The 21,725-nt window shown below is 51.3% G+C and carries 16 protein-coding genes and 1 tRNA gene; 7 read left to right on the forward strand and 10 right to left on the reverse strand.

The features are described from left to right. Positions 1–13 precede the first annotated feature (13 nt). The 7 genes from ICT70_RS01140 (at position 14) to recG (ending at position 12,040) form a co-directional block, all read left to right on the forward strand. Positions 14–1,285, forward strand: coding sequence for a dihydroorotase (locus ICT70_RS01140; protein WP_191153542.1), 1,272 nt, complete (start codon positions 14–16; stop codon positions 1,283–1,285). Positions 1,286–1,313: 28 nt separating this feature from the next. Further along, complete coding sequence (gene carA, locus ICT70_RS01145) at positions 1,314–2,438, forward strand: glutamine-hydrolyzing carbamoyl-phosphate synthase small subunit (RefSeq protein WP_191153543.1); 1,125 nt, start codon at positions 1,314–1,316, stop codon at positions 2,436–2,438. A 20-nt stretch (positions 2,439–2,458) separates the two neighbouring features. Then, positions 2,459–5,656, forward strand: a complete 3,198-nt coding sequence (gene carB, locus ICT70_RS01150; RefSeq protein ID WP_191153544.1) for a carbamoyl-phosphate synthase large subunit — start codon at positions 2,459–2,461, stop codon at positions 5,654–5,656. Positions 5,657–5,759: 103 nt separating this feature from the next. After that, positions 5,760–9,017 carry a carbamoyl-phosphate synthase large subunit gene (carB, locus tag ICT70_RS01155; RefSeq protein ID WP_191153545.1) on the forward strand — a complete coding sequence of 1,086 codons (3,258 nt, stop codon included), beginning with the start codon at positions 5,760–5,762 and terminating at the stop codon, positions 9,015–9,017. 73 nt (positions 9,018–9,090) lie between these two features. Continuing rightward, complete coding sequence (gene greA, locus ICT70_RS01160) at positions 9,091–9,567, forward strand: transcription elongation factor GreA (protein WP_191153546.1); 477 nt, start codon at positions 9,091–9,093, stop codon at positions 9,565–9,567. Positions 9,568–9,679: 112 nt separating this feature from the next. Next, the gene (locus tag ICT70_RS01165) at positions 9,680–9,880 is read left to right on the forward strand and encodes a DUF1858 domain-containing protein (protein WP_191153547.1); all 201 of its coding nucleotides are present in this window, start codon (positions 9,680–9,682) and stop codon (positions 9,878–9,880) included. A 12-nt stretch (positions 9,881–9,892) separates the two neighbouring features. After that, positions 9,893–12,040 (forward strand): ATP-dependent DNA helicase RecG, encoded by a 2,148-nt coding sequence (gene recG / locus ICT70_RS01170; RefSeq protein WP_191153548.1) that lies wholly within the window; start codon positions 9,893–9,895, stop codon positions 12,038–12,040. 120 nt (positions 12,041–12,160) lie between these two features. Here the strand turns inward: recG and ICT70_RS01175 are convergent, their stop codons facing one another. The 10 genes from ICT70_RS01175 to ICT70_RS01220 form a co-directional block, all read right to left on the reverse strand. Then, entirely contained in the window at positions 12,161–12,631 is a 471-nt protein-coding gene (locus ICT70_RS01175) for a hypothetical protein (RefSeq protein WP_191153549.1), read from the reverse strand. Between the two features lie 222 nt (positions 12,632–12,853). After that, positions 12,854–12,930: transfer RNA gene (locus ICT70_RS01180), tRNA-Pro, on the reverse strand. 72 nt (positions 12,931–13,002) lie between these two features. Then, complete coding sequence (locus ICT70_RS01185) at positions 13,003–14,316, reverse strand: phenylacetate--CoA ligase family protein (protein WP_191153550.1); 1,314 nt, start codon at positions 14,314–14,316, stop codon at positions 13,003–13,005. A 40-nt stretch (positions 14,317–14,356) separates the two neighbouring features. Beyond that, complete coding sequence (locus tag ICT70_RS01190) at positions 14,357–14,788, reverse strand: ACT domain-containing protein (protein WP_191153551.1); 432 nt, start codon at positions 14,786–14,788, stop codon at positions 14,357–14,359. A 14-nt stretch (positions 14,789–14,802) separates the two neighbouring features. Further along, positions 14,803–16,113: a phenylacetate--CoA ligase family protein gene (locus tag ICT70_RS01195; protein WP_191153552.1), complete on the reverse strand. Its 1,311-nt coding sequence runs from the start codon at positions 16,111–16,113 to the stop codon at positions 14,803–14,805. A 24-nt stretch (positions 16,114–16,137) separates the two neighbouring features. Continuing rightward, positions 16,138–16,716 carry an indolepyruvate oxidoreductase subunit beta gene (locus ICT70_RS01200; protein ID WP_191153553.1) on the reverse strand — a complete coding sequence of 193 codons (579 nt, stop codon included), beginning with the start codon at positions 16,714–16,716 and terminating at the stop codon, positions 16,138–16,140. A gap of 4 nt (positions 16,717–16,720) precedes the next feature. Next, positions 16,721–18,472: an indolepyruvate ferredoxin oxidoreductase subunit alpha gene (gene iorA / locus ICT70_RS01205; protein WP_191153554.1), complete on the reverse strand. Its 1,752-nt coding sequence runs from the start codon at positions 18,470–18,472 to the stop codon at positions 16,721–16,723. Between the two features lie 81 nt (positions 18,473–18,553). Further along, positions 18,554–19,456 (reverse strand): Ppx/GppA phosphatase family protein, encoded by a 903-nt coding sequence (locus ICT70_RS01210; RefSeq protein ID WP_191153555.1) that lies wholly within the window; start codon positions 19,454–19,456, stop codon positions 18,554–18,556. Further along, entirely contained in the window at positions 19,456–21,144 is a 1,689-nt protein-coding gene (locus ICT70_RS01215) for a Na/Pi cotransporter family protein (protein ID WP_191153556.1), read from the reverse strand. Before ICT70_RS01215 ends, ICT70_RS01210 begins: the two co-directional genes overlap by 1 nt. A gap of 102 nt (positions 21,145–21,246) precedes the next feature. Further along, on the reverse strand, positions 21,247–21,717 hold the full coding sequence (locus ICT70_RS01220; protein WP_191153557.1) for a cyclic nucleotide-binding domain-containing protein: 471 nt from the start codon (positions 21,715–21,717) through the stop codon (positions 21,247–21,249). Between the last annotated feature and the right edge of the window lie 8 nt (positions 21,718–21,725).

A 21,725-nucleotide genomic window follows, 5' to 3' on the forward strand; every position in this document is an offset into this window, starting at 1 on the left:
TTGAGGTATTGACATGAGAATACTTGTTATAAATGGGCATTTGATCGATCCAAAAAACAATATCGATGGTCAATCTGATCTGTTGATTGACCAGGGCAGGGTTGCTGCGGTTGGTACTGGCCTGCATGCTGATGATGCCGAGATCATCGATGCGGCCGGCCTCCTGGTGACCCCGGGACTGATTGACATCCATGTTCATCTGCGTGATCCGGGCCTTGAGTATAAGGAAGATATTATCAGCGGCACCCGTGCTGCCGCTGCCGGAGGTGTTACCTCGCTGGCCTGCATGCCTAATACCAAGCCGGTGATCGATAACGCTCCTATTGTTGAATACATCATCAATAAGGCGCGCCGCCATGGCAGCGCCAATGTCTATCCGGTAGCGTCGATCAGCCAGGCGATGAAGGGGGATGTCCTGTCGGAGATGGGTGAACTCAAGGCTGCCGGTTGTGTGGCTTTTTCCGATGATGGGATACCGGTGGTCAATGGTGAACTGATGCGCCGCGCTTTTGAATATGCTGACACCTTTGGCGCCCCCATTATCTCCCATGCTGAAGATTTGAGTCTGGTGGGGGAGGGGTGTATGAATGAAGGGGAAGTGGCTACCGAATTGGGGCTCAAGGGAATTCCCTGGGTTGCTGAAGATGCCGCCACCGCGCGAGACATTATGCTGGCGGAATTTACCAACAGCCGTCTCCATGTTGCCCATGTCTCGACCAAAGGAAGCGTCGAGCTGGTCCGGCAAGCCAAGGCGCGCGGGGTCAAGGTGACCTGCGAAGTGACCCCGCACCACTTTACCCTGACGGATGAGGCGGTCCGAGGTTACAATACCAACGCCAAGATGAATCCGCCCCTGCGCCGTCAGGCTGACGTTGATGCGGTGCGCGTCGGTCTGGCTGATGGCACCATCGATGCCATTGCGACGGATCATGCCCCGCATCATTACGATGAAAAGAATGTCGAGTTTGCCGTTGCCCTCAATGGCATCGTCGGGCTTGAAACCCTGCTGCCCTTGACCATGAATCTGGTCAGGGATGGCATCATCAGTCGTCAGCAGGCGATTGCCCTGATGACCTGCCAACCTGCTGCCATTATCGGTATTGATCGAGGTTCTCTTGCCGTTGGAGCGGTTGCCGATTTAACCCTCATTGATCCGGAACTTGAATGGACGCTGGTCGCCAAAGAACTCAAATCCAAAAGTAAAAACACCCCCTTTGATGGTTGGACCATGCGCGGTGCAGCCATAAGAACCTTGCTGGCCGGACGGACGGTTTATCAGCGTTAACGCCAAACAACATTCCATAGAGGCGCAAATGAAAGCAGTATTGGCATTGGCCGACGGCAAGTATTTTGTCGGCACCTCCCTCGGCGTTGCCGGAGAGGTAACCGGCGAGGTGGTTTTTAACACCAGCATGACCGGCTATCAGGAAATCCTAACCGACCCCTCTTACCATGGTGAAATTGTCACCATGACCTATCCGCAGATCGGCAACTACGGCATCAACGACGAGGACGTCGAATCGAGCAAGCCCCACCTGTCGGGCTTTGTCGTGCGCGAAGCCTGCCCTTTTCCGAGTAACTTCCGTTCGCAAATGACCCTCGATACCTACCTCAAGCAGAACAATATCGTTGCCATCGAAGGCATTGATACCCGAGCATTGGTGCGCCACATTCGCACGACCGGCGCTCAGACCGGAGTCATTTCAACCATTGATACGGACCCACACAGTCTGACCAAGAAGGCGCAAGCAGCACCCGGCTTGGTCGGGCGCGATCTGGTGCGCGAGGTAACCTGTGATGCTCCCTATCAGTTTCACCAGGGGCTTTGGGATTTAGCAACGGGATACACTGAGGTGGATCCGGCAGCCGCCCAATATCAGGTGGTGGCTTTTGATTTTGGTATCAAGCGCAATATTCTGCGTAACCTGACATCACGTGGGTGCAAGGTTACTGTTGTTCCTGCTGCTACGCGTGCCGCCGAGGTGTTGAAGCTCCATCCGGACGGCGTATTTTTAAGTAATGGCCCTGGTGATCCTGAACCACTGTATTATGTGCAAGAGACAATCCGTGAACTACTTGGCAAGGTACCTATCTTCGGTATTTGTCTGGGACATCAGCTCTTGTCCATCGCCTGTGGTGGTCAGACCTATAAATTGAAATTCGGGCATCGCGGCGGTAACCAGCCGGTTTTAAACTGTCAGCGCCAACAGGTAGAAATTACCTCACAGAATCATGGTTTTGCCGTTGACGCCCGAACCCTCAAGGCGGATATGGTCAAGGTGACCCATTTCAATCTTAACGACCAGACCGTCGAGGGGATAACCCATCTGGAGTATCCGGCTTTTTCTGTTCAGTACCATCCGGAAGCATCACCCGGACCTCACGATGCCGCCTATCTGTTTGACCAGTTCATTGCAATGATGCAGGAACACAAGTAATTGCCAACGAAGGAGAAATCATGCCCAAACGCGAAGACATTGAAAGCATCTTAATTATCGGCTCCGGCCCGATTATCATCGGCCAGGCCTGTGAGTTTGATTATTCCGGTACTCAGGCATGTAAAGCCCTGCGTAAGCTCGGTTATCGTATTATTTTGGTCAATTCCAACCCGGCGACCATCATGACCGATCCGGGAATGGCCGATGCCACCTATATTGAGCCCCTCAATGTGCCGACCCTGACGGAGATCATCGCCAAAGAGCGTCCTGATGCCCTGCTTCCCAACCTTGGCGGCCAGACGGCCCTGAACCTGTCCATGGCTCTGTCGGAGGCCGGCATTCTCGACAAATACCATGTCGAGGTCATTGGCGTGAATCTTGATGCCATCAAACGCGGCGAAGATCGTGAAACATTTAAACAAACCATGGCGTCACTCAACATTGAAACGGCCGCCAGTGAAATAGCCACCACCATGGACGAGGCGCGTGAGATTATTGGACGCACCGGACTGCCGGTGGTTATCCGTCCCGCCTATACCATGGGTGGAACCGGTGGCGGTTTTGCCTATAACCTCGAAGAATTTGAGGAGATTGCTTCCCGTGGTTTATCGTTAAGCCCGGTCAGCCAGATCCTTATCGAAGAGTCGGTACGCGGCTGGGAAGAGCTCGAAGTGGAAGTGGTGCGTGACGCCAAAAACCAGAAGGTCACTGTCTGTTTTATTGAAAACGTCGATGCCATGGGGGTTCATACCGGCGACTCTTTCTGCACCGCTCCTTTTCTCACAGTGCCCCAGGAATTGCAGGAGCGTCTGGAGGATTACGCCCACCGCATTGTTGAAGCGATTGAGGTAATCGGTGGCACCAATGTGCAGTTTGCTCACGATCCGGTCAGCGACCGTGTCGTCGTCATTGAGATCAATCCACGCACCTCGCGCTCTTCAGCGTTGGCGAGCAAGGCGACAGGCTTCCCCATCGCCCTGGTCTCGGCCATGCTGGCCGCCGGCCTGACCCTGGATGAGATTCCTTATTGGCGCGACGGCAGCCTGGAAAAATACACGCCATCCGGTGACTATGTGGTGGTTAAATTTGCTCGCTGGGCCTTTGAAAAATTCAAAGGGGTGAAAGATCGTCTCGGCACCCAGATGCGCGCCGTCGGTGAGGTGATGAGCATCGGCAAAAACTACAAAGAGGCGCTGAACAAGGCCATTCGTTCCCTGGAAAATGGTCGTTATGGTCTGGGATTTGCTGCCGACTTCAACAAGAAAAACCTTGCTGAATTACTGGAACTGCTGGTCGAACCGAGCAGCGAGCGCCATTACATCCTGTATGAAGCGCTGCGCAAAGGCGCGACGATTGAGATGTTGCACCAGCGCACCCATATTAAAGCGTATTTTCTTGAGCAGATGAAGGAATTGGTTGAGCTTGAGGAGAAGATCCTTGCCCATCGTGGCCAATTGCCACCGGATGAATTGTTGATTCAGGCTAAAAAGGACGGCTTTGCTGACCGTTATCTTGCCCAGATTCTGGGCATAACCGAAACGACTGTGCGTGAAAAACGCCAAGCCCTTGGGGCAGAAGAAGCCTGGGAAGCGGTACCGGTCAGCGGCGTTGAAGATGCCGCTTATTATTATTCAAGCTACAACATCACCGACTCGGTGCCGGTCAGTGATCGCAAAAAGATTATGGTCTTAGGTGGTGGGCCGAACCGGATCGGCCAGGGGATCGAATTTGACTACTGCTGCGTACATACGGCCTTTGCCCTGCGCGATGCCGGTTATGAAACCATCATGGTCAACTGCAACCCGGAAACCGTATCAACTGACTACGATACCTCGGACAAACTCTATTTTGAACCCCTCACGGTAGAGGATGTGCTGGCGATCTATCATAAAGAACAACCGGAAGGGGTGGTAGTCCAGTTCGGTGGCCAGACCCCGTTGAATATCGCTGCAGAGCTGCAAGCCGCTGGGGTCAAAATTATCGGCACCAGTCCAGAAACCATCGACATGGCTGAAGACCGCGAACAATTTAACGCCATCATGGTCAAGCTGGGAATCCCACAGCCGGCTTCCGGTATGGCCTCCAGCATTGATGAAGCCATCCGCATCGCTGCGCGTATCGGCTATCCGCTGATTGTTCGTCCTTCATACGTGCTGGGTGGCCGGGCGATGGAGATCGTTCATGATGAGCAGATGCTGCTTGAATATCTGCAAAAAGCAGTCGACATCTCGCCGGGACGACCGATTCTGATCGATAGCTTCCTCGATAATGCGGTTGAAGCCGAAGCCGACGCCATCTGTGACGGTCATACCGCCTTTGTGCCGGCGGTAATGGAGCATATCGAAATGGCCGGGGTGCATTCCGGCGACTCAGCTTGTGTCATTCCCCCGGTTAATATCCCGGCGCAGCATATCGACACCATCAGCGAATATACTCGTCGCATTGCCGTGGAAATGGGTGTAGTCGGTCTGATGAATATCCAGTATGCCATTTATCAGGATCAGGTTTATATCCTTGAGGCAAATCCTCGCGCCAGCCGTACCGTTCCCCTGGTCTCCAAGGTTTGTGCCATTCCCATGCCACGTCTGGCGGTTCAGGCGATGCTGGGTAAGTCGCTGGATATTCCGGCCTCACTCAAACAACATATTCCTTACTTTGGCGTTAAAGAAGCGGTTTTCCCGTTTAATATGTTTCCCGAAGTCGATCCGGTATTGGGCCCTGAGATGCGCTCCACTGGAGAGGTGCTCGGTCTGGCAAGCAGCTATGGGCTAGCCTTCTACCGGGCACAAGAAGCCACCGGCACCAGCCTGCCCTTAAGTGGCAGGGTCCTGATGACCGTCACTGAAGCGGATAAATCAGCGATTCTTGGGGCTGCGCGAACCTTTGCTGCCAACGGTTTTACGCTGCTCGCCACCTCCGGCACGGCGGCGTATCTGCAACAGCATGGGGTGGACGTTGAACCCGTCCAAAAGATGCATGAAGGACGTCCCAATATTGCCGATCTGCTCAAGAATGGAGAGATTCAGCTGGTGATCAATACCCCGATCGGCAGACAGAGTTTGCATGATGACTCATATATCCGTAAAACCGCTATCCGCTACAAGGTGCCCTATATCACCACAGCCGCTGCAGCGCAGGCGGCAGCGCAGGGAATTGCCGCACGAATTCAGGGGAAAGAACAGATTCATTCATTGCAGGAATATCATGTCACGCTTTAAAACATTTGGTTTTTTGTAACTATTCAGCGCTATCCTTGCCACAGGATTCCCGACCCGGTGTTGAGCAGATACGGTTTCATAACAATTTCTCCAAGGGATCAGCATGCCAAAACGTCAAGACCTTAAAAAAATATTAATTATCGGTGCCGGACCCATTGTCATCGGTCAGGCTTGTGAATTTGATTATTCCGGCACCCAGGCCTGCAAGGCGTTAAAAGAAGAAGGGTACGAGGTTATCCTGCTCAACTCAAACCCGGCGACCATTATGACCGACCCTGATTTTGCTGATCGTACCTATGTAGAGCCGGTTAATCCCGAGGTACTTGAACGGATTATCGAACAAGAACGTCCCGATGCCATACTACCCACATTAGGTGGACAAACTGCTTTGAATACCGCCCTGGCAGTAGCCCAGCGGGGAGTGCTGAAAAAATTCGGGGTGGAACTGATTGGTGCTAACCAGGAGTCAATTGAAAAAGCTGAAGATCGTACCCTGTTCAAGCGGGCGATGGATAAAATCGGTCTGGAGGTTCCACGTTCCGGATTGGCTCATAACTATCAGGAAGCGATGGAGATTCTCGAGTATGTTGGCTTTCCCACCATTATCCGACCATCTTTCACCCTCGGCGGCAGTGGCGGTGGTATTGCCTACAACCGCGAAGAATATGAAGAGATGGTGATGGCCGGGATTGAGGCGTCGCCAACCAATGAAGTGCTGGTCGATGAGTCCATCCTGGGATGGAAAGAATACGAATTGGAGGTAATGCGCGACTGTGCTGATAATGTCGTCATCATCTGTTCTATTGAAAATTTCGACGCCATGGGGGTTCATACCGGCGACTCCATTACCGTCGCACCGGCCCAGACCCTGACTGACAAGGAATACCAGATCCTGCGCGATGCCTCCTTGAAGATCATCCGTGAAATCGGCGTTGATACCGGCGGTTCCAACATTCAGTTCGGCATCAATCCGGTTGATGGGCGCCTGGTCGTCATCGAAATGAACCCGCGGGTGTCGCGTTCATCGGCACTGGCGAGTAAAGCTACCGGCTTTCCCATCGCCAAAATTGCCGCCAAGTTGTCGGTCGGATATCGTCTGGATGAAATCACCAATGATATCACCAGAGAAACCCTGGCATCCTTTGAACCGACTATTGATTATGTGGTCACCAAGATTCCCCGCTTCACCTTTGAAAAATTTCCTCAGGCCGATGCGACCCTGACGACGCAGATGAAGTCGGTAGGGGAGGCCATGGCCATTGGCCGGACCTTCAAGGAAAGCTTTCATAAGGCCCTGCGGTCCATGGAGATTGGCTCTTATGGTCTGGAAAGTCGAATTTTTGCCGATCCGGCGGACGATAAAACACCCTTAACCGAGGAACAACAGGCGCTGCTCTGCAATAAGCTCCAGGTTCCCGGCTGGGAACGGGTCTGGTATCTGGCCGATGCCCTGCGCGCCGGATTTAGCGTTGACAAAATATACCAGCTCAGTGGAATCGATCCCTGGTTCGTTTCCAACATCGCCCAACTGATTCAGATGGAAGGGGATCTACTTGCCGGCAAGTTGCCGACCAACGAAGACAACCCTGCCTTTAGCGATCTGTTGCGTCAGGCCAAACAGTACGGTTTTTCTGACCGACGCCTGGCGACCCTACTGAACAGTTCGGAAAAAACTGTGCGTGAGTATCGGCACGCTCGCAACATTCGTCCGGTGTACAAGCGCGTGGATACCTGTGGTGCAGAATTTGAAGCCTATACACCCTATTTTTATTCAACTTATGAAACCGAGTGTGAAGCGGAGCCTACCGACAAACGCAAAATCATTATCTTAGGCGGCGGCCCGAACCGCATCGGTCAGGGAATTGAGTTTGATTACTGCTGCGTTCACGGTGCATTTGCCCTGTCGGCTGCAGGTTTTGAAACCATTATGGTCAATTGTAATCCGGAAACCGTTTCTACCGATTATGACACCTCCGATCGTCTCTACTTTGAACCCTTGACCCTGGAAGATGTCCTCGAGATTGTTGCCGTTGAGAAACCCGAAGGCGTGATTGTTCAGTATGGTGGTCAAACACCATTGAAGTTGGCTGTCGCCCTGGAGCAAGCCGGTGTGCCGGTGATCGGCACATCTCCGGATGCCATCGACCGGGCCGAAGATCGAGAGCGTTTTCAGGCCCTGCTCAACAAGCTTGAACTGCTGCAACCGGACAATGGCATTGCCCGCTCCTGTGAAGAAGCCGAGGTCATTGCCGAGCGAATCAGCTATCCGGTGGTGGTTCGCCCTTCCTACGTGCTCGGCGGCCGCGCGATGGAAATTGTTTATGATGTCGAGCGTCTGCGCAATTACATGAAGTTTGCGGTAGAAGCCTCTCCCGAACATCCTGTCTTGATTGATAAATTCCTGCAGGATGCCATCGAGGTGGATGTCGATGCGATCGCTGATGGTGCCGATGTGGTCATTGGTGGCATCATGCAGCATATTGAAGAAGCCGGCATCCATTCCGGCGATTCGGCCTGTGCTTTACCGGCCATTTCCTTGTCACAGCAATTGCTCGATGAAATTCGTCGGCAGACCCGGGAACTGGCGCTGGAGTTGAAGGTTGTTGGCCTGATGAACATCCAGTATGCCATCAAGGACAACGCCATCTATCTGCTGGAGGTCAATCCACGCGCCAGCCGTACCGTTCCTTTTGTCTCCAAAGCTACTGGTCGACCGCTGGCCCAAATTGCGGCGCTGGTTATGGCAGGGCAGTCGTTGGCAGAGCAGGGGATATCAGGTGAAATTATCCCCCCTTATATTTCCGTTAAAGAAGCGGTTTTCCCCTTCGTCAAGTTCCCCGGGGTTGACACCCTGTTGGGACCGGAAATGAAATCAACCGGCGAGGTCATGGGCATCGACTTCGACTTTGGTCGCGCCTTTGCAAAGGCCCAAGTGGCAGCAGGGGTCAAGTTGCCAACTGCCGGGGCGGTTTTTGTCAGTGTCAAAGATGCTGACAAACAACCCGCTCTAGCTGCCATCAAACGGTTGGCAGACGCCGGGTTCAAGATTGTTGCCACCGCCGGAACGGCCCGATTCTTCAGCAACCACGGAATTCCGGTTACCTTCATCAATAAAGTCAAAGAAGGGCGACCGCACTGTGTTGACGCCATTAAAAACCGTGAGTTTGCTATGGTGTTCAATACCACCCTGGGTGCCGCTTCGGTTGCCGACTCCTACTCCATCAGACGGGCAGCATTAATGAACGAGATAGCCTATTTCACAACAGTTGCCGGTATTAATGCAGTAACCGACGGGGTGCTGGCAATGCAGCGAGAAACCCTTGACGTTAAACCGTTGCAAGAGTATTATAAAAACCTGTAAGTGAAACAATACATACTTAATTAACCAGTGGGCGGTGAATCACCGCCCGCTGTTTTTTTTTAGGAGAGGACCTATGAGCAATTCGGTACCAATGACCGTTGAAGGGCATCGGCGACTGCAGGAAGAATTGAAAACCTTGATTCGGGTAGAACGACCCAAGGTCGTTCAGGATATAGCAGAAGCGCGCAGCCACGGTGATTTATCAGAAAATGCGGAATATGATGCGGCCAAAGAACGTCAAGGGTTTGTCGAGGGGCGCATTCAGGAGCTTAACGATAAAATAGCCCGTGCTCAGGTAATTGATCCGGCCACCATCAAGAGCGACAAAATTGTTTTTGGAGCGACGGTCACTGTCTTTGATGTCGATACCGAAAAAGAAGCAACCTATCAGATTGTCGGGGAAGATGAAGCAGATATCAAGCACGGCAAAATATCCATCACCTCACCGGTTGGTAAGGCTCTGATCGGTCACCAGGTTGATGAAGAGGTCAGAATCGTGGTGCCTTCAGGAGTGCGAGTCTATGAAATAACCCGCATTTCTTATACTTGATCAATCCAGACTTCAGTTACCAATTATTGACATCAGCAGGATCTAACACCTTGCTTTTTCGCATATTTTCTGGGAGAATTCTAAGGTTACTCTACGGAACTGGAGGTTCTCAATGAATCAGGTTATCACCAAAGACATGACCTTTAACCAGTTGTTGCAGATGCACCCGGATGCAGCGAAAATACTGGCCAACTTTAACCTGGGCTGTGTTGGCTGTTTGGGTGCCCCTACCGAGACCCTTGCTCAGGGGGCGCGTGCCCACGGTCTGGATATTGAGGACCTACTGGCAGCTCTGAACGAGGGCAGCCAGTGATTTTTACGGATCATGCCTGATCTTAAATCGGCAGATCCAGCCTGGATCTTGTCCCAACCTCTAAGTGTCCTGCCGGGGGTTGGTCCAAAAGTACAAACCCGCCTGCAAAAGCTTGGGCTATCCTCCCTTGAAGATGCTATTTATCACCTACCGTACCGCTACGAGGATCGCCGCCAACTTAAACCGATACGTCAGTTAAGCGACGGTTCCACTGAAGTATTCAAAGGAACCGTTCTTGCTTCAGGGGAATCCCGCACCAAACGAACTTCGCGCCGGATCTATGAGGTGATCGTCGGGGATGACAGCGGTACCATTTCGCTTAAATGGTTCCATTATCGTAAAAACTGGCTGGAAAAACGCTTACCCATTGGCCAGACTGCCATTTTTATCGGTGATGTCAAACGTTTTGGCGCCACCCGCGAGGTCCATCATCCTGATGCTGAACTGATTCAGGGTAATGATGATATGGCGCTTTTAAGCCGTAAGGATCCTGTCTCTTTTGGCCGCATCGTCCCGGTATACCCTTTGACCGAAGGGATCAGCCAGAAGCAGATACGCTCAATCTGGTTTCCGCTGATCCGCGATTATGCCCACTATCTGTCGACAACCACTCCTGACTTTATCCGAAAACAATATCAATTACTGGATCGTCAGGACGCCATCCGCCAGATTCATTGGCCGGATAAACAATCAAATCTCTACCAGCTCGAGCAAGGACGTCATCCTGGACGCAAGTCGCTTGTTTTTGATGAATTTTTTTATCTGGAAATGGGGTTAGCCTTAAAACGGGCAGGGGTGCAGCTGCAACAGGGCAGCAGGATGCCCTGCGAACATCGCTATACCTTGCCGCTGAGCAAGATGCTTCCCTTTAAACTGACCGCAGCCCAACGCCGGGTACTGGGTGAGATAAAGGACGACATGGCATCGCCACACCCCATGAACCGGTTGTTACAGGGTGATGTCGGCAGTGGCAAAACCGTTGTAGCCCTGATGGCGGCGTTGATTGCTATTGAAAACGACTTTCAAGTGGCCGTTGTTGCGCCCACAGAGATCCTGGCTGAGCAGCATTATCGCACCTTTGCCCCCTGGCTGGAGAGGTTGGGGCTGACATGCTGCCTGCTGCAGGGGAGCACCAGCCAGGCAGAGAAAAAAAATACCTACGCGCGGATCACCGCCGGTGACATCAATCTAGTGGCCGGTACCCACGCTGTTTTGCAGGAAGGTGTGGAATTTCAGCGACTTGGCCTCGGAATAGTCGATGAACAGCACCGTTTTGGGGTGCGTCAACGGGGCATTCTCAAGACCAAGGGCAATAACCCCGATATTCTGGTCATGACGGCAACACCCATCCCGCGAACCCTGTCCATGACCCTTTATGGTGATCTGTCCGTTTCTGTTATCGATGAACTGCCGCCCGGCAGAAAAACCATCACCACCAGAATAATTCACCAGCGCAATCGTGCCCAGGCCCATGAGCTTATCCATGCGGAACTCAAAAAAGGGCGTCAGGCTTATATTGTTTATCCGCTGGTAGAAGAATCAGAAAAAAGTGACCTGCAAGCAGCAACTATTGCAGCGCAACAGCTCATCGAGACATTTCCTGAGCACCAGATAGGGCTGCTGCATGGCCAAATGAAGTCAGCAGAAAAAGAAGCGGTGATGAACGATTTTCGGTCCGGCAAAATTGCCGTGCTGGTTGCAACAACGGTGATCGAGGTTGGAGTTGATGTGCCAAACGCAACCTTAATGGTCATTGAGCATGCTGATCGTTTTGGCCTGGCGCAACTACATCAGTTACGTGGGCGCGTTGGCCGGGGTGCTGAGCAGAGCTACTGCATTCTGATTCCGTCCGAACATTATAGCGAGGATGCCCAAAAACGATTGGACGTTATGATCAAAACAGACGATGGCTTTAGAATTGCCGAAGCGGATCTCGAGATTCGTGGTCCGGGTGATTTTCTTGGAACCCGGCAAGCAGGGTTGCCGGACTTTCGGGTCGCCAGTCTGACGCGAGACGTATCAATTCTTGAGGCAGCAAGGCAGGCGGCATTTAATTATATCGAGCAGACCGACCACTTGACCACACCAGAAGCCCGACCGGTAAGAGAAGAGCTGATCAAGCGCTGGGGGAGTCGTCTGGAACTGGCCAATATCGGCTAAACAGAAGTTGATGTCTGGAATTCTTCATCTCTTTCTTAGTTTACATAATATATATTATGCGACACACGATTAAATAGTGCGTCCCGTGACGTCGCGATGCTCTGTCCACAGGATCTGCCCTTAACCATTTATAAGCCTGGTGATTCTCTCAATGAGCTGTTGAATGATTGAAGCATCAGTCGCAACCCAAACAACTAACGGCACCAAAGCCCCAAGCAGAAATACGATGAACAATTTACTGCGCTCATGTTTTTTATAGAATTTATCGATTGCAACTGCGATTGAACCGTCATCGTGCACTTGCAAAATTGAAAAGAACTGTTCCACCAGGCTGTCGACCTTCTGGACATGCTTGGCCTGTTCAATGATTGACTCGATATGCTGTTTATCGCTTAGCTTGCGCTGCTCATATGCAGTAATTTTCTCCTTGAGATGCGTTATGTCTTCATCTGGAGTTGCCAGTTCCCTGAGATGGTCAAGTTCCCGGCATTGTGTATCCAATTCTTCCTGTAAAGATTTTATCTTTTGGTTCAGTTCGGTATTGATCTTATTTGCCTCAGCAATTTTCGCTTTATTGATCCATTCTGACATGGCACCTCCCGGAGAGAAACGATCTCATATTACTTATATTCAAGCATTACAGATCTTTATGATCCGGACTAGGTTAAAAGTGTATTCTGAACCGTCGTCAGAAACCCATTGTTTTGTTTGATCAGTCCGTCTTCTGCTGATGATACGCCAGATGTGTGCAATTGTGTGCAATAAAACGCAAAAACGGGGAGCCAGCTTTTTAGCTAACTCCCCGTTTTTATTTGGTCGGGATGACTGGATTTGAACCAGCGGCCCCTTGACCCCCAGTCAAGTGCGCTACCAGACTGCGCCACATCCCGTTGTTGACAGCGAGGCGCATTATCAGTGATTGACCTGCGCATGTCAAGAATTTTGACGATTGATCTAGCCGGTTATTGTTTGCGTTTATCGAGAACGCGTGAAGCTTTGCCTTCGTGCCGCATGATTGATGAAGGTTCAACCAATTTAACCCTGGCACTGACGCCCAGAACCGTTGCCAGACGTTTTTCGGCTTCATTAACAAACTGGCGCTGCCGTTTCATCTCATCAAAGAAGATGTGTTCATTCACTTCGACCTGGACTTCCAGTTGATCCATATTGTTGACTCGATCAACGATCAGTTGGTAGTGCGGCTGACATCCTTCAATTTGCAGCAACACTTCCTCGATCTGGGTCGGGAATACATTGACACCTTTGATAATCAGCATATCATCGGTACGGCCACTGGTTTTTGCCATACGTGCCAGCGAGCGTCCGCATTCACAAGGCTGGTAAATAATTCGGGTGATATCACGGGTACGATAACGGATCATCGGGAATGCCTGCTTGGTCAGGCTGGTGATGACCAATTCCCCTGTTGAGCCCCTCGGTAACACCTGACCGGTATCCGGGTCGATAATCTCAAAGACAAAATGATCTTCAGCCAGATGCATGCCGCACTTTGCCAGACAGTCTCCGGCAACCCCCGGACCCATGATTTCCGACAGGCCGTAATTGTCGGTAGCGATAATCCCCAGCCGCGATTCCAGCTCACAGCGCATCTGCTCGCTCCAGGGTTCGGCGCCGAACAGCCCGACTCGCAACGCCAGACTCGCCGGATCAATCCCCTTTTTCTCCAGTCGATCGGCAATGGTCAGACCATAGGATGGCGTACAAACCAGCGCGGAAGAACGATAATCCTGCATGATCATAATCTGTTTATCGGTGTTGCCGCCGGAGATTGGTATGACCGAGGCGCCGATCGCTTCTGAGCCGTAATGCAGGCCAAAGGCACCGGTAAACAAACCATAACCAAAGGCGATATGGACAATGTCTTCGCGGGTCACCCCGGCTGCCGTCATAAAACGTGCCACCAGTTCCGTCCAGGTACTGATGTCCTGTTTGGTGTAACCAACCACGGTAGGTTTACCGGTGGTGCCCGAGGACGAGTGAATGCGCACCACATCACTCATGGGAACCGCAAACATGCCATAGGGGTAATTCAGGCGCAGATCTTCCTTGGTAGTGAACGGCAGATGTCGGATATCATCCAGTGACTTTAAATCGCCGGGGTTAAAACCACAATCCTTGAACTTGTGTTGATAACAGGGAACATTTCTACAAACTCGTTGCAGGGTCTGCTGCAGCCGTACGAGTTGCAACTGCTCCAATTGCTCACGCGGCATGCACTCGGCTTCGCTGTTCCAGATCAGGGGATGACCAGACATTATAGGCATACTGCTTTCACTGTTAGATCTTAAGTACATATTATATAGATGTTATTTTTTTACCATCAAGAATATTGACGCCATTATTGAGCAATACCTTGATCGCTTGATCGATATTATCAAAGCGGAAAATAATGACCGCATTACTGCCGGAGCGCTCAACAAAGGCATACATGTATTCAACGTTGATCTGATTGTTGTCAAGGATTTTCAGGATAGAAGACAATCCGCCCGGTATGTCAGGAACTTCCACCCCGATGACTTCGGTTTTATTAACGGTAAAATGCTTGTCACGCAGGACACTGAGGGCTTTTTCACTGTCATCAACAATTAGCCGCAGAATGCCGAAGTCCGAGGTATCTGCCAGTGAAAGAGCACGAATATTGACATTGGCATCACCCAGCACACCTGAAACCTCTGCCAGACGACCGGATTTGTTTTCTATAAAAACCGAAATCTGCTCGACTTTCATGGCTTGCTCCTTGGTTATGATGAAATTTTAGTGCGGTTGTCGATAACACGCTGCGCCTTGCCTTCACTGCGGGCCAGGGTTTTGGGTTCAACCAGCCGTACCTTGCAGGTAACACCGAGCAGATCCTTAATCTGTTTCTGAATCATACCGGAAAGTTGCTGCAGCTTACGTACCTCATCGGAAAATGTCTGCTCGTCAACTTCAACCAATACTTCCAGAGTATCCAGGGTCCCTTCACGATCAACCAGCAACTGATAATGGGGTTCGATCCCCTTGATATTGAACAATACCGATTCAATCTGGCTGGGAAAGACGTTAACCCCACGGATAATCAGCATGTCATCACTGCGACCGCTTAGACGTTCAATACGCGCATGGGTCCTGCCGCAGATACAGGGTTCGCGGTTTAAACGGGTAATGTCGCGGGTGCGGTAGCGGATCAGAGGTATCCCCTCTTTGGTAATGGTGGTGATAACCAACTCACCTTTTTCACCGTCCGGCAACACTTCTTGCGTGTCAGGATCAATAATTTCCAGCAGAAAATGATCTTCCCAGACATGCAGACCGTTCTGGGCTTCAATGCACTCAATGCCGACGCCGGGCCCGAGAATTTCGGACAGTCCGTAAATGTCGATAGCCTTGATATGAAGTTTGGCTTCGATTTCCTGGCGCATTTTTTCGCTCCAGGGCTCGGCACCGAGGATACCGACCTTGAGCTTGAGCTTACGGATATCGATCCCCTCTTCAGCTGCGACTTCGGCAAGGAACAGGCTGTAGGACGGCGTGCAGGTCAGCACGGTGGAACCAAAATCCTGCATGATCATCAACTGCTTTTTGGTGTTGCCGCCCGACATGGGGATGACCGAAGCCCCGATCCGCTCAGCACCATAGTGGGCACCCAGGCCTCCAGTGAACAAGCCGTAACCGTAGGCGTTATGAATAATATCCCCTTGGTGGGCACCGGCAGCGTAGAATGAACGCGCCATCAGTTCAGTCCATGTCTCTATGTCGCGTTTCGTATAACCAACAACCGTCGGCTTGCCGGTCGTCCCCGAAGAGGCATGAATACGGACAATCTGCTCCAGGGGCACAGCAAACAGTCCGTAAGGGTAGTTGTCGCGCATATCCTTTTTTAAGGTAAAAGGCAGGCGCTGCAAATCTTCGAGCCTTTTGATATCTTTTGGTTTGACCCCGAGCTGATTAAATGCCTCACGATAAAAAGGGACAGTAGCGTAAACCCGCTCCAGTGTTTGTTGCAGGCGGCGTAACTGTAACGATTCGATCGCCTCTCGAGGTAATGTTTCAAAATCGTCGTTCCAGATCATCCGGGCTCTCCCTGTAGTTTATTTTTAGCCGTTGATTCCGCGTCCTGCCGCAAACGCTTGAAGATTGATATCAACAAGTTTTTCCGGAACCATTTTTTTCAGGGCAGTCAACCACATCTCATGGTCAAAATCGAGAATATTGGACAGTGCGCCGAGCAGAACCGAGTTGACGGTTTTAGCGTTGCCGGTTTCCAGCGCCAGGGTCAGGCCGTCAACCACAGTTGTTAAAGGAAATTGCTGCGCAATTGTAGCAATTAGATTTTCCGGATAAGATTGCTTACCCAGAGCAACAGAAGGTGGAGCGATCTTCCAGTCGTTCACCACAACGCGACCGTTCTTGCGAAGCAAAGGCAGGTAGCGACAGGTCTCCATTAATTCAAAGCTGAAAATAATGTCAACCTCTCCTTCCGGGATAATCGACGAGTAAACTTTTTCGCCATAACGCACATGGGAAACGACACTGCCACCACGCTGGGACATGCCGTGGATCTCATTTTTCTTAACGTCAAGTCCGGCCATCAGACAGACCTCTGATAACACCTCGCTGGCAAGCAGAATGCCTTGACCACCCACCCCGGCAATAAGAATATTGGTTGTCTTCATCTTATTAGGCCTCTATTTCCTTGAAAGCGTTAAAGCCGCAGGTTTGCTGGCAAACCTTACAACCAACGCAGATGATCTTGTCAATATTGGATTTCTGTGACGTCTCATCCCAGGCAATCGCCGGGCAACCTAAGCGCAAACAAGCTTTGCAGCCGGTACAGGCATCATGATCAACATAAAGTGACGGACGCCGCTCAAGATTGTCTCTGGGCACCAAAACGCACGGTCTGGTGGTGATGATGACGGAAACTTCCGGTCGGGCCATCTCCTCACGCAGAGTTTTGCGGGTCAGGGCAATGTTATAGGGATCGATACTCCGCACATGCTTCACGCCAACAGCGCGACAGAGTTGTTCCAAATCGACACGAAAAGCCGGATTGTTGTCGAGGGTGTAACCGGAAGCCGGATTTTCCTGGCGACCAGTCATGGCAGTGATGCGATTATCAAGGATAATGACGGTCGCCGTTGAATTATTGTAGACCATGTCCATCAGACCATTGATACCGGTATGCAGGAAAGTAGAATCCCCGATAACGGCAACGACCTTGCGTTGGTCCTCTTCACTTAATACTTTGGATATACCCGTTGCATTACCGATACTTGCCCCCATACAGACGCAGGTATCCATGGCCGACAGGGGGGGCATGAAGCCCAGAGTATAACAACCGATATCCCCGGCAACAAAGGCTTTGGCCCGGTTGAGTTCCATAAAAACCCCGCGATGCGGGCACCCCGGACACATGTTAGGTGGGCGCTGTGGTAGTTTCAGCGTGGCGCTTTCATCCGGCAATTCAGTACCGAAAAGCTCCTTAGCCAGGCGGCCGGGGGTCAATTCACCGCAGATGGGAATCTTTGCTTTGCCGATAACAGCAATACCCATGGCCAGAACCTGTTCTTCAATGAAAGGGTCCAGTTCTTCCACTACATAGAGAGTTGTGTACTTGGCAGCAAAGTCACGGATCAGTTGTTTGGGCAGAGGATAAATCATGCCAAGTTTGAGAACATCGGCATCGGGCAGGACCTCTTTGACGTACTGATAAGAAACCCCAGCGGTGATAACGCCCACCTCCCCTTTGCCTTTTTCAACCCGGTTGAATGACTGACTGCATCCCCACTCTTCCAGCTTGAGAATACGCTCTTCGACATCGTAGTGACGCTTGCGGGCATTGCCGGGGAGCATCACCAGTTTAGCCGGATTACGTTCAAGGGATGGGGTCGGTATATGGTCAGGTCGCGCACCCAGAGTAACAACCGATTTGGAGTGCGAAATCCGGGTCGTGCTGCGTAAAAAAACCGGCGTATCAAACTGTTCACTGACCTCAAAGGCCAGCTTGGTGTAATCGAGAGCGTCCTGACTGTCAGCCGGTTCAAACATCGGCATTTTAGCAAATTTGGCAAAGTTACGATTATCCTGCTCGTTCTGCGATGAATGAAGCTCAGGATCATCTGCGGTGACCAATACCAGACCTCCCCGCACACCGGTATAGGTGAGGGTAAACAGAGGGTCGGCAGCCACATTAACCCCAACGTGTTTCATCGACACCAGGGCTCTGGCACCACCAAAACAGGCACCAATACCAACTTCAAGGGCGACCTTTTCGTTCGGTGCCCAGGATGAGTTGACTTCTTTATAGCGCGTCATGTTTTCGAGGATTTCGGTACTGGGGGTGCCGGGATAGGCACAAGCGACCAATGCGCCTGCCTCATACGTTCCCCGGGCAATCGCTTCGTTTCCAGAGAGCAGAACTTTATTCATGATCAGCCTTGGTAATGTGAGTAATTGAGAGGTTGATGGAGAAAAATGGAATGGCGATAATAGGCAAAGCTCGAACATCTGTCAATCACGACATGCATCCAGAAAGGTCCCTTCCAGCAGGCCGGCATCAGCAACTTTAAGCTGAGTAATCTCAAAGCTTTTAGCAATAGTTGAGGCCAACTGCAGACCGGGTAAAATCAGATCCCCCCTGCCCTGCTCCATTCCTGTCCATTGCTCACGTTCAGGCGTCGACAAAGTTTCAAGTTGAGCATAAAGAGAGGCCATCCATTCTACTGATAAAACGTGATTATTGATTACGGATGGGTTATAGGAGGTAAGCTTTAAGTCGATAGCAGCCAGGGTAGTCATCGTCCCTGCCGTGCCAATCAGTTCCGGCGGTTCAGAGGAGGAAAACGTGTGCCGTAAATTGCTGCAATAGTCCATCAGTGTTGTTTCAATGGCGTGCTGACGTCGTTCGTGATCGGAATATTCTTCGGCCAGGCGCACTACCCCGAGGGGAAAACTCTGTTGCGCGCAGATGCGTCCCCCATGGATACAGACGACTTCGGTGCTGCCGCCACCGATATCAAAGATCACCACATTTTCCGGCTGAGGGCTGATCACTGACAGGGCACCAAGGGTGGTAAGGCGCGCCTCTTCATCACCCTCGATCACGTCAATACGAATACCCGTCTGTTGCAGGACCTGCTCGATAAACTCCCGGCGGTTGACTGCACGGCGCAGCGCTGCCGTACCTACCGCGCGCAAGAGCTGAGCCTGATGGCCTTCAAGAGCGGCTGAAAAATCTTTGAGAGTGGCTATAGTTCTTGCCATAGCCACCGGCGAGAGCCCCCGGGTTGGGGAAAATCCACCGCCAAGACGAGTGATGCGGCGTTGGTAGACAGAAGGAAGCAATACGCCATCAGCAGATGAACCGATCAGCATCCTAACCGTATTACTGCCGATGTCAATCGTGGCCAACATTACTGGCCACCAACGAGGGTATCAGAAATTTTGAACGTATGATCGCCAATTTTTTCGTAACATTGAAGCATGTCAATGAAAATCAATCCCGGCTGGACTGCACATTCGCCGGTATTAAGCCGGGTAATGTGGTTCATGCGCAGGGAGTCTTCAAGGGCATCGATGCTGTCTTCGTATTCCATAGAGCGCTGCATAATATCTTGATTATCCTGCTCCATAGCATCAATGACAAAACGCAGGAATTCATAAGTTCGATCAGCAATTCCTGCGACCTCATTGGCACCAGTGTGTGAAAATTTTATTTTGTCGTTAATTTTACGGGTATTCAGTTCCCACAGGGTCTGGCAGTGATCACCAATGCGCTCAAGATGATCGACGATGTTCATCAGTTTCTTGATCTGTTCCGAGGTGTCGGCAGATATTGAGCGGTGGGAAAGCTTGGTCAAAAAATTCATGATCTCCTGCTGAAGAAGATCGAGAGTCGCTTCATTTTTTTCTAATTCCGGAATCCGCCGCAGATCATTATCATCTAAAAAGCGGTTCGTTTCTTCGAGCATGGTGAAGGCAAGCTGTGCCATGCGTCGGGTTTCACGGCGGGCCTGGCCGATAGCGATCGGTGGTGTGTTCAGCACCCGATCATCAATAAACCTGACCTGGACAATCTCCTGACGCCCTTCTCCCCGAATAAAATAGGTTGAAAGTTTCGCCAGCACGCCGATAAAAGGCAGGAATATCAGGGTATTGATCACATTGAACAAGGTATGGGCATTGGCTATGTAGCGTGCGATGTGGGGCTTGTCGCCAATGGCCGTGGCGTACTGGTCAGCCTGTGCCTGGGTTTGCACCACAAAATCGGCTTCCCCCGGGGTAATGGAGGTAATCAGCTTGAGGTACAGTTGAAAGAATATCAACATCAGAATCACGCCGATAAAATTGAAGAGAAAATGAGCGAAAGCCGCCCGTCTGGCGGCAATATTGGTGCCGATGGCGGAGATATTAGCCGTAATGGTCGTGCCGATATTTTCCCCGAGAATCAAGGCGACGCCGGCCTCGAAGCTGATCAGGCCGGAGGTCGCCAGCGCCAGGGTCAGCCCCAGCGTGGCGATGCTGCTCTGGGTAATGATGGTCAGGATGGTGCCGATCAGAATACCCAGTGATTTATAATCGCCGACCAGCATAAAAAGTTGCTGGAACCCTTCACTGGTACGTAACGGATCAAACCCCTGGCGCATGATGGTCAGGCCCAAAAAAACCAGACCAAAGCCTAAAACAATCTCACCAAGATAACTGACCCTGCGTTTTTTACTGAAGAGCCTAAGGGCTGCACCAACGCCGATAGCCGGCAAGGCATATTGTGTGACATTAAAAGCAATGATCTGGGCAGTGATGGTCGAACCAATGTTGACACCGAGGATTACCCCAATCGCCTGCATCAGGCTAAGCAGACCCGCATTGACGAAGCCGACAACCATGACAGTCGTTGCGCTGGAGGATTGAATAAGTGCGGTAACGCTGATGCCAACCAATGCGGCAACCAGGCGATGGCTGGTCAAAGAGGAAAGAATCTGCCGCATTTTTTCACCGGCAATCTTTTGCAAACCTTCCGACATGATCTTCATGCCGAACAGAAACAGCCCAAGACCGCCAATTAATCCGAACATCAATTGCTGGTTAAACAGAAAAGACATTATTTCTCCGTGGGTGAAACATCTGAGCAACCATCAAACCGCAGGCAAATGAAAAAAGGGGCCACTAACGGCACCCCTAGAACCTGCTTGATCGTTGAATAATCAACTTTTTTTTCTATTCATACCAGCAATCAGCATGTTGCGATAATCCAGCTTGGAGCGCCGCAAGCGTTCACTAAACGACCTGAAAATATTTAGTGTTAACTGCATGCCAAGGCGCGGATTATTGGCGCAGATCTGATTGTAGTTGTTACGGGACAGAGAAAAAAGGTTCACATCCTCGATCACGCGTGCCGTCGCTGCACGCGGCCCGCCATCAATGACCGCCAGCTCGCCGAAGGTATCACCCGGACCAAGAACAACAAGGGTCTGTTCGTCCCCTTCCGCCAGCATCTGGGAAATACGAACCGACCCTCTTTTAATCAGATAGAGGGATTCTCCGGTCATATTCTCGATATAAATGGTCTTGCCGGCAGACATCTGCTGTTGCCCCAGAGCTGTGCCGAAAAACTCAATTTCTTTCTCAGCGAGGCCATGAAAGAGCGGACTGTCCTTTAATGTATCTAAATTCACATTGTTCA

Source organism: Pelovirga terrestris, from assembly GCF_014773365.1.
GTDB classification, from domain to species: Bacteria; Desulfobacterota; Desulfuromonadia; order Desulfuromonadales; family Geopsychrobacteraceae; genus Pelovirga; species Pelovirga terrestris.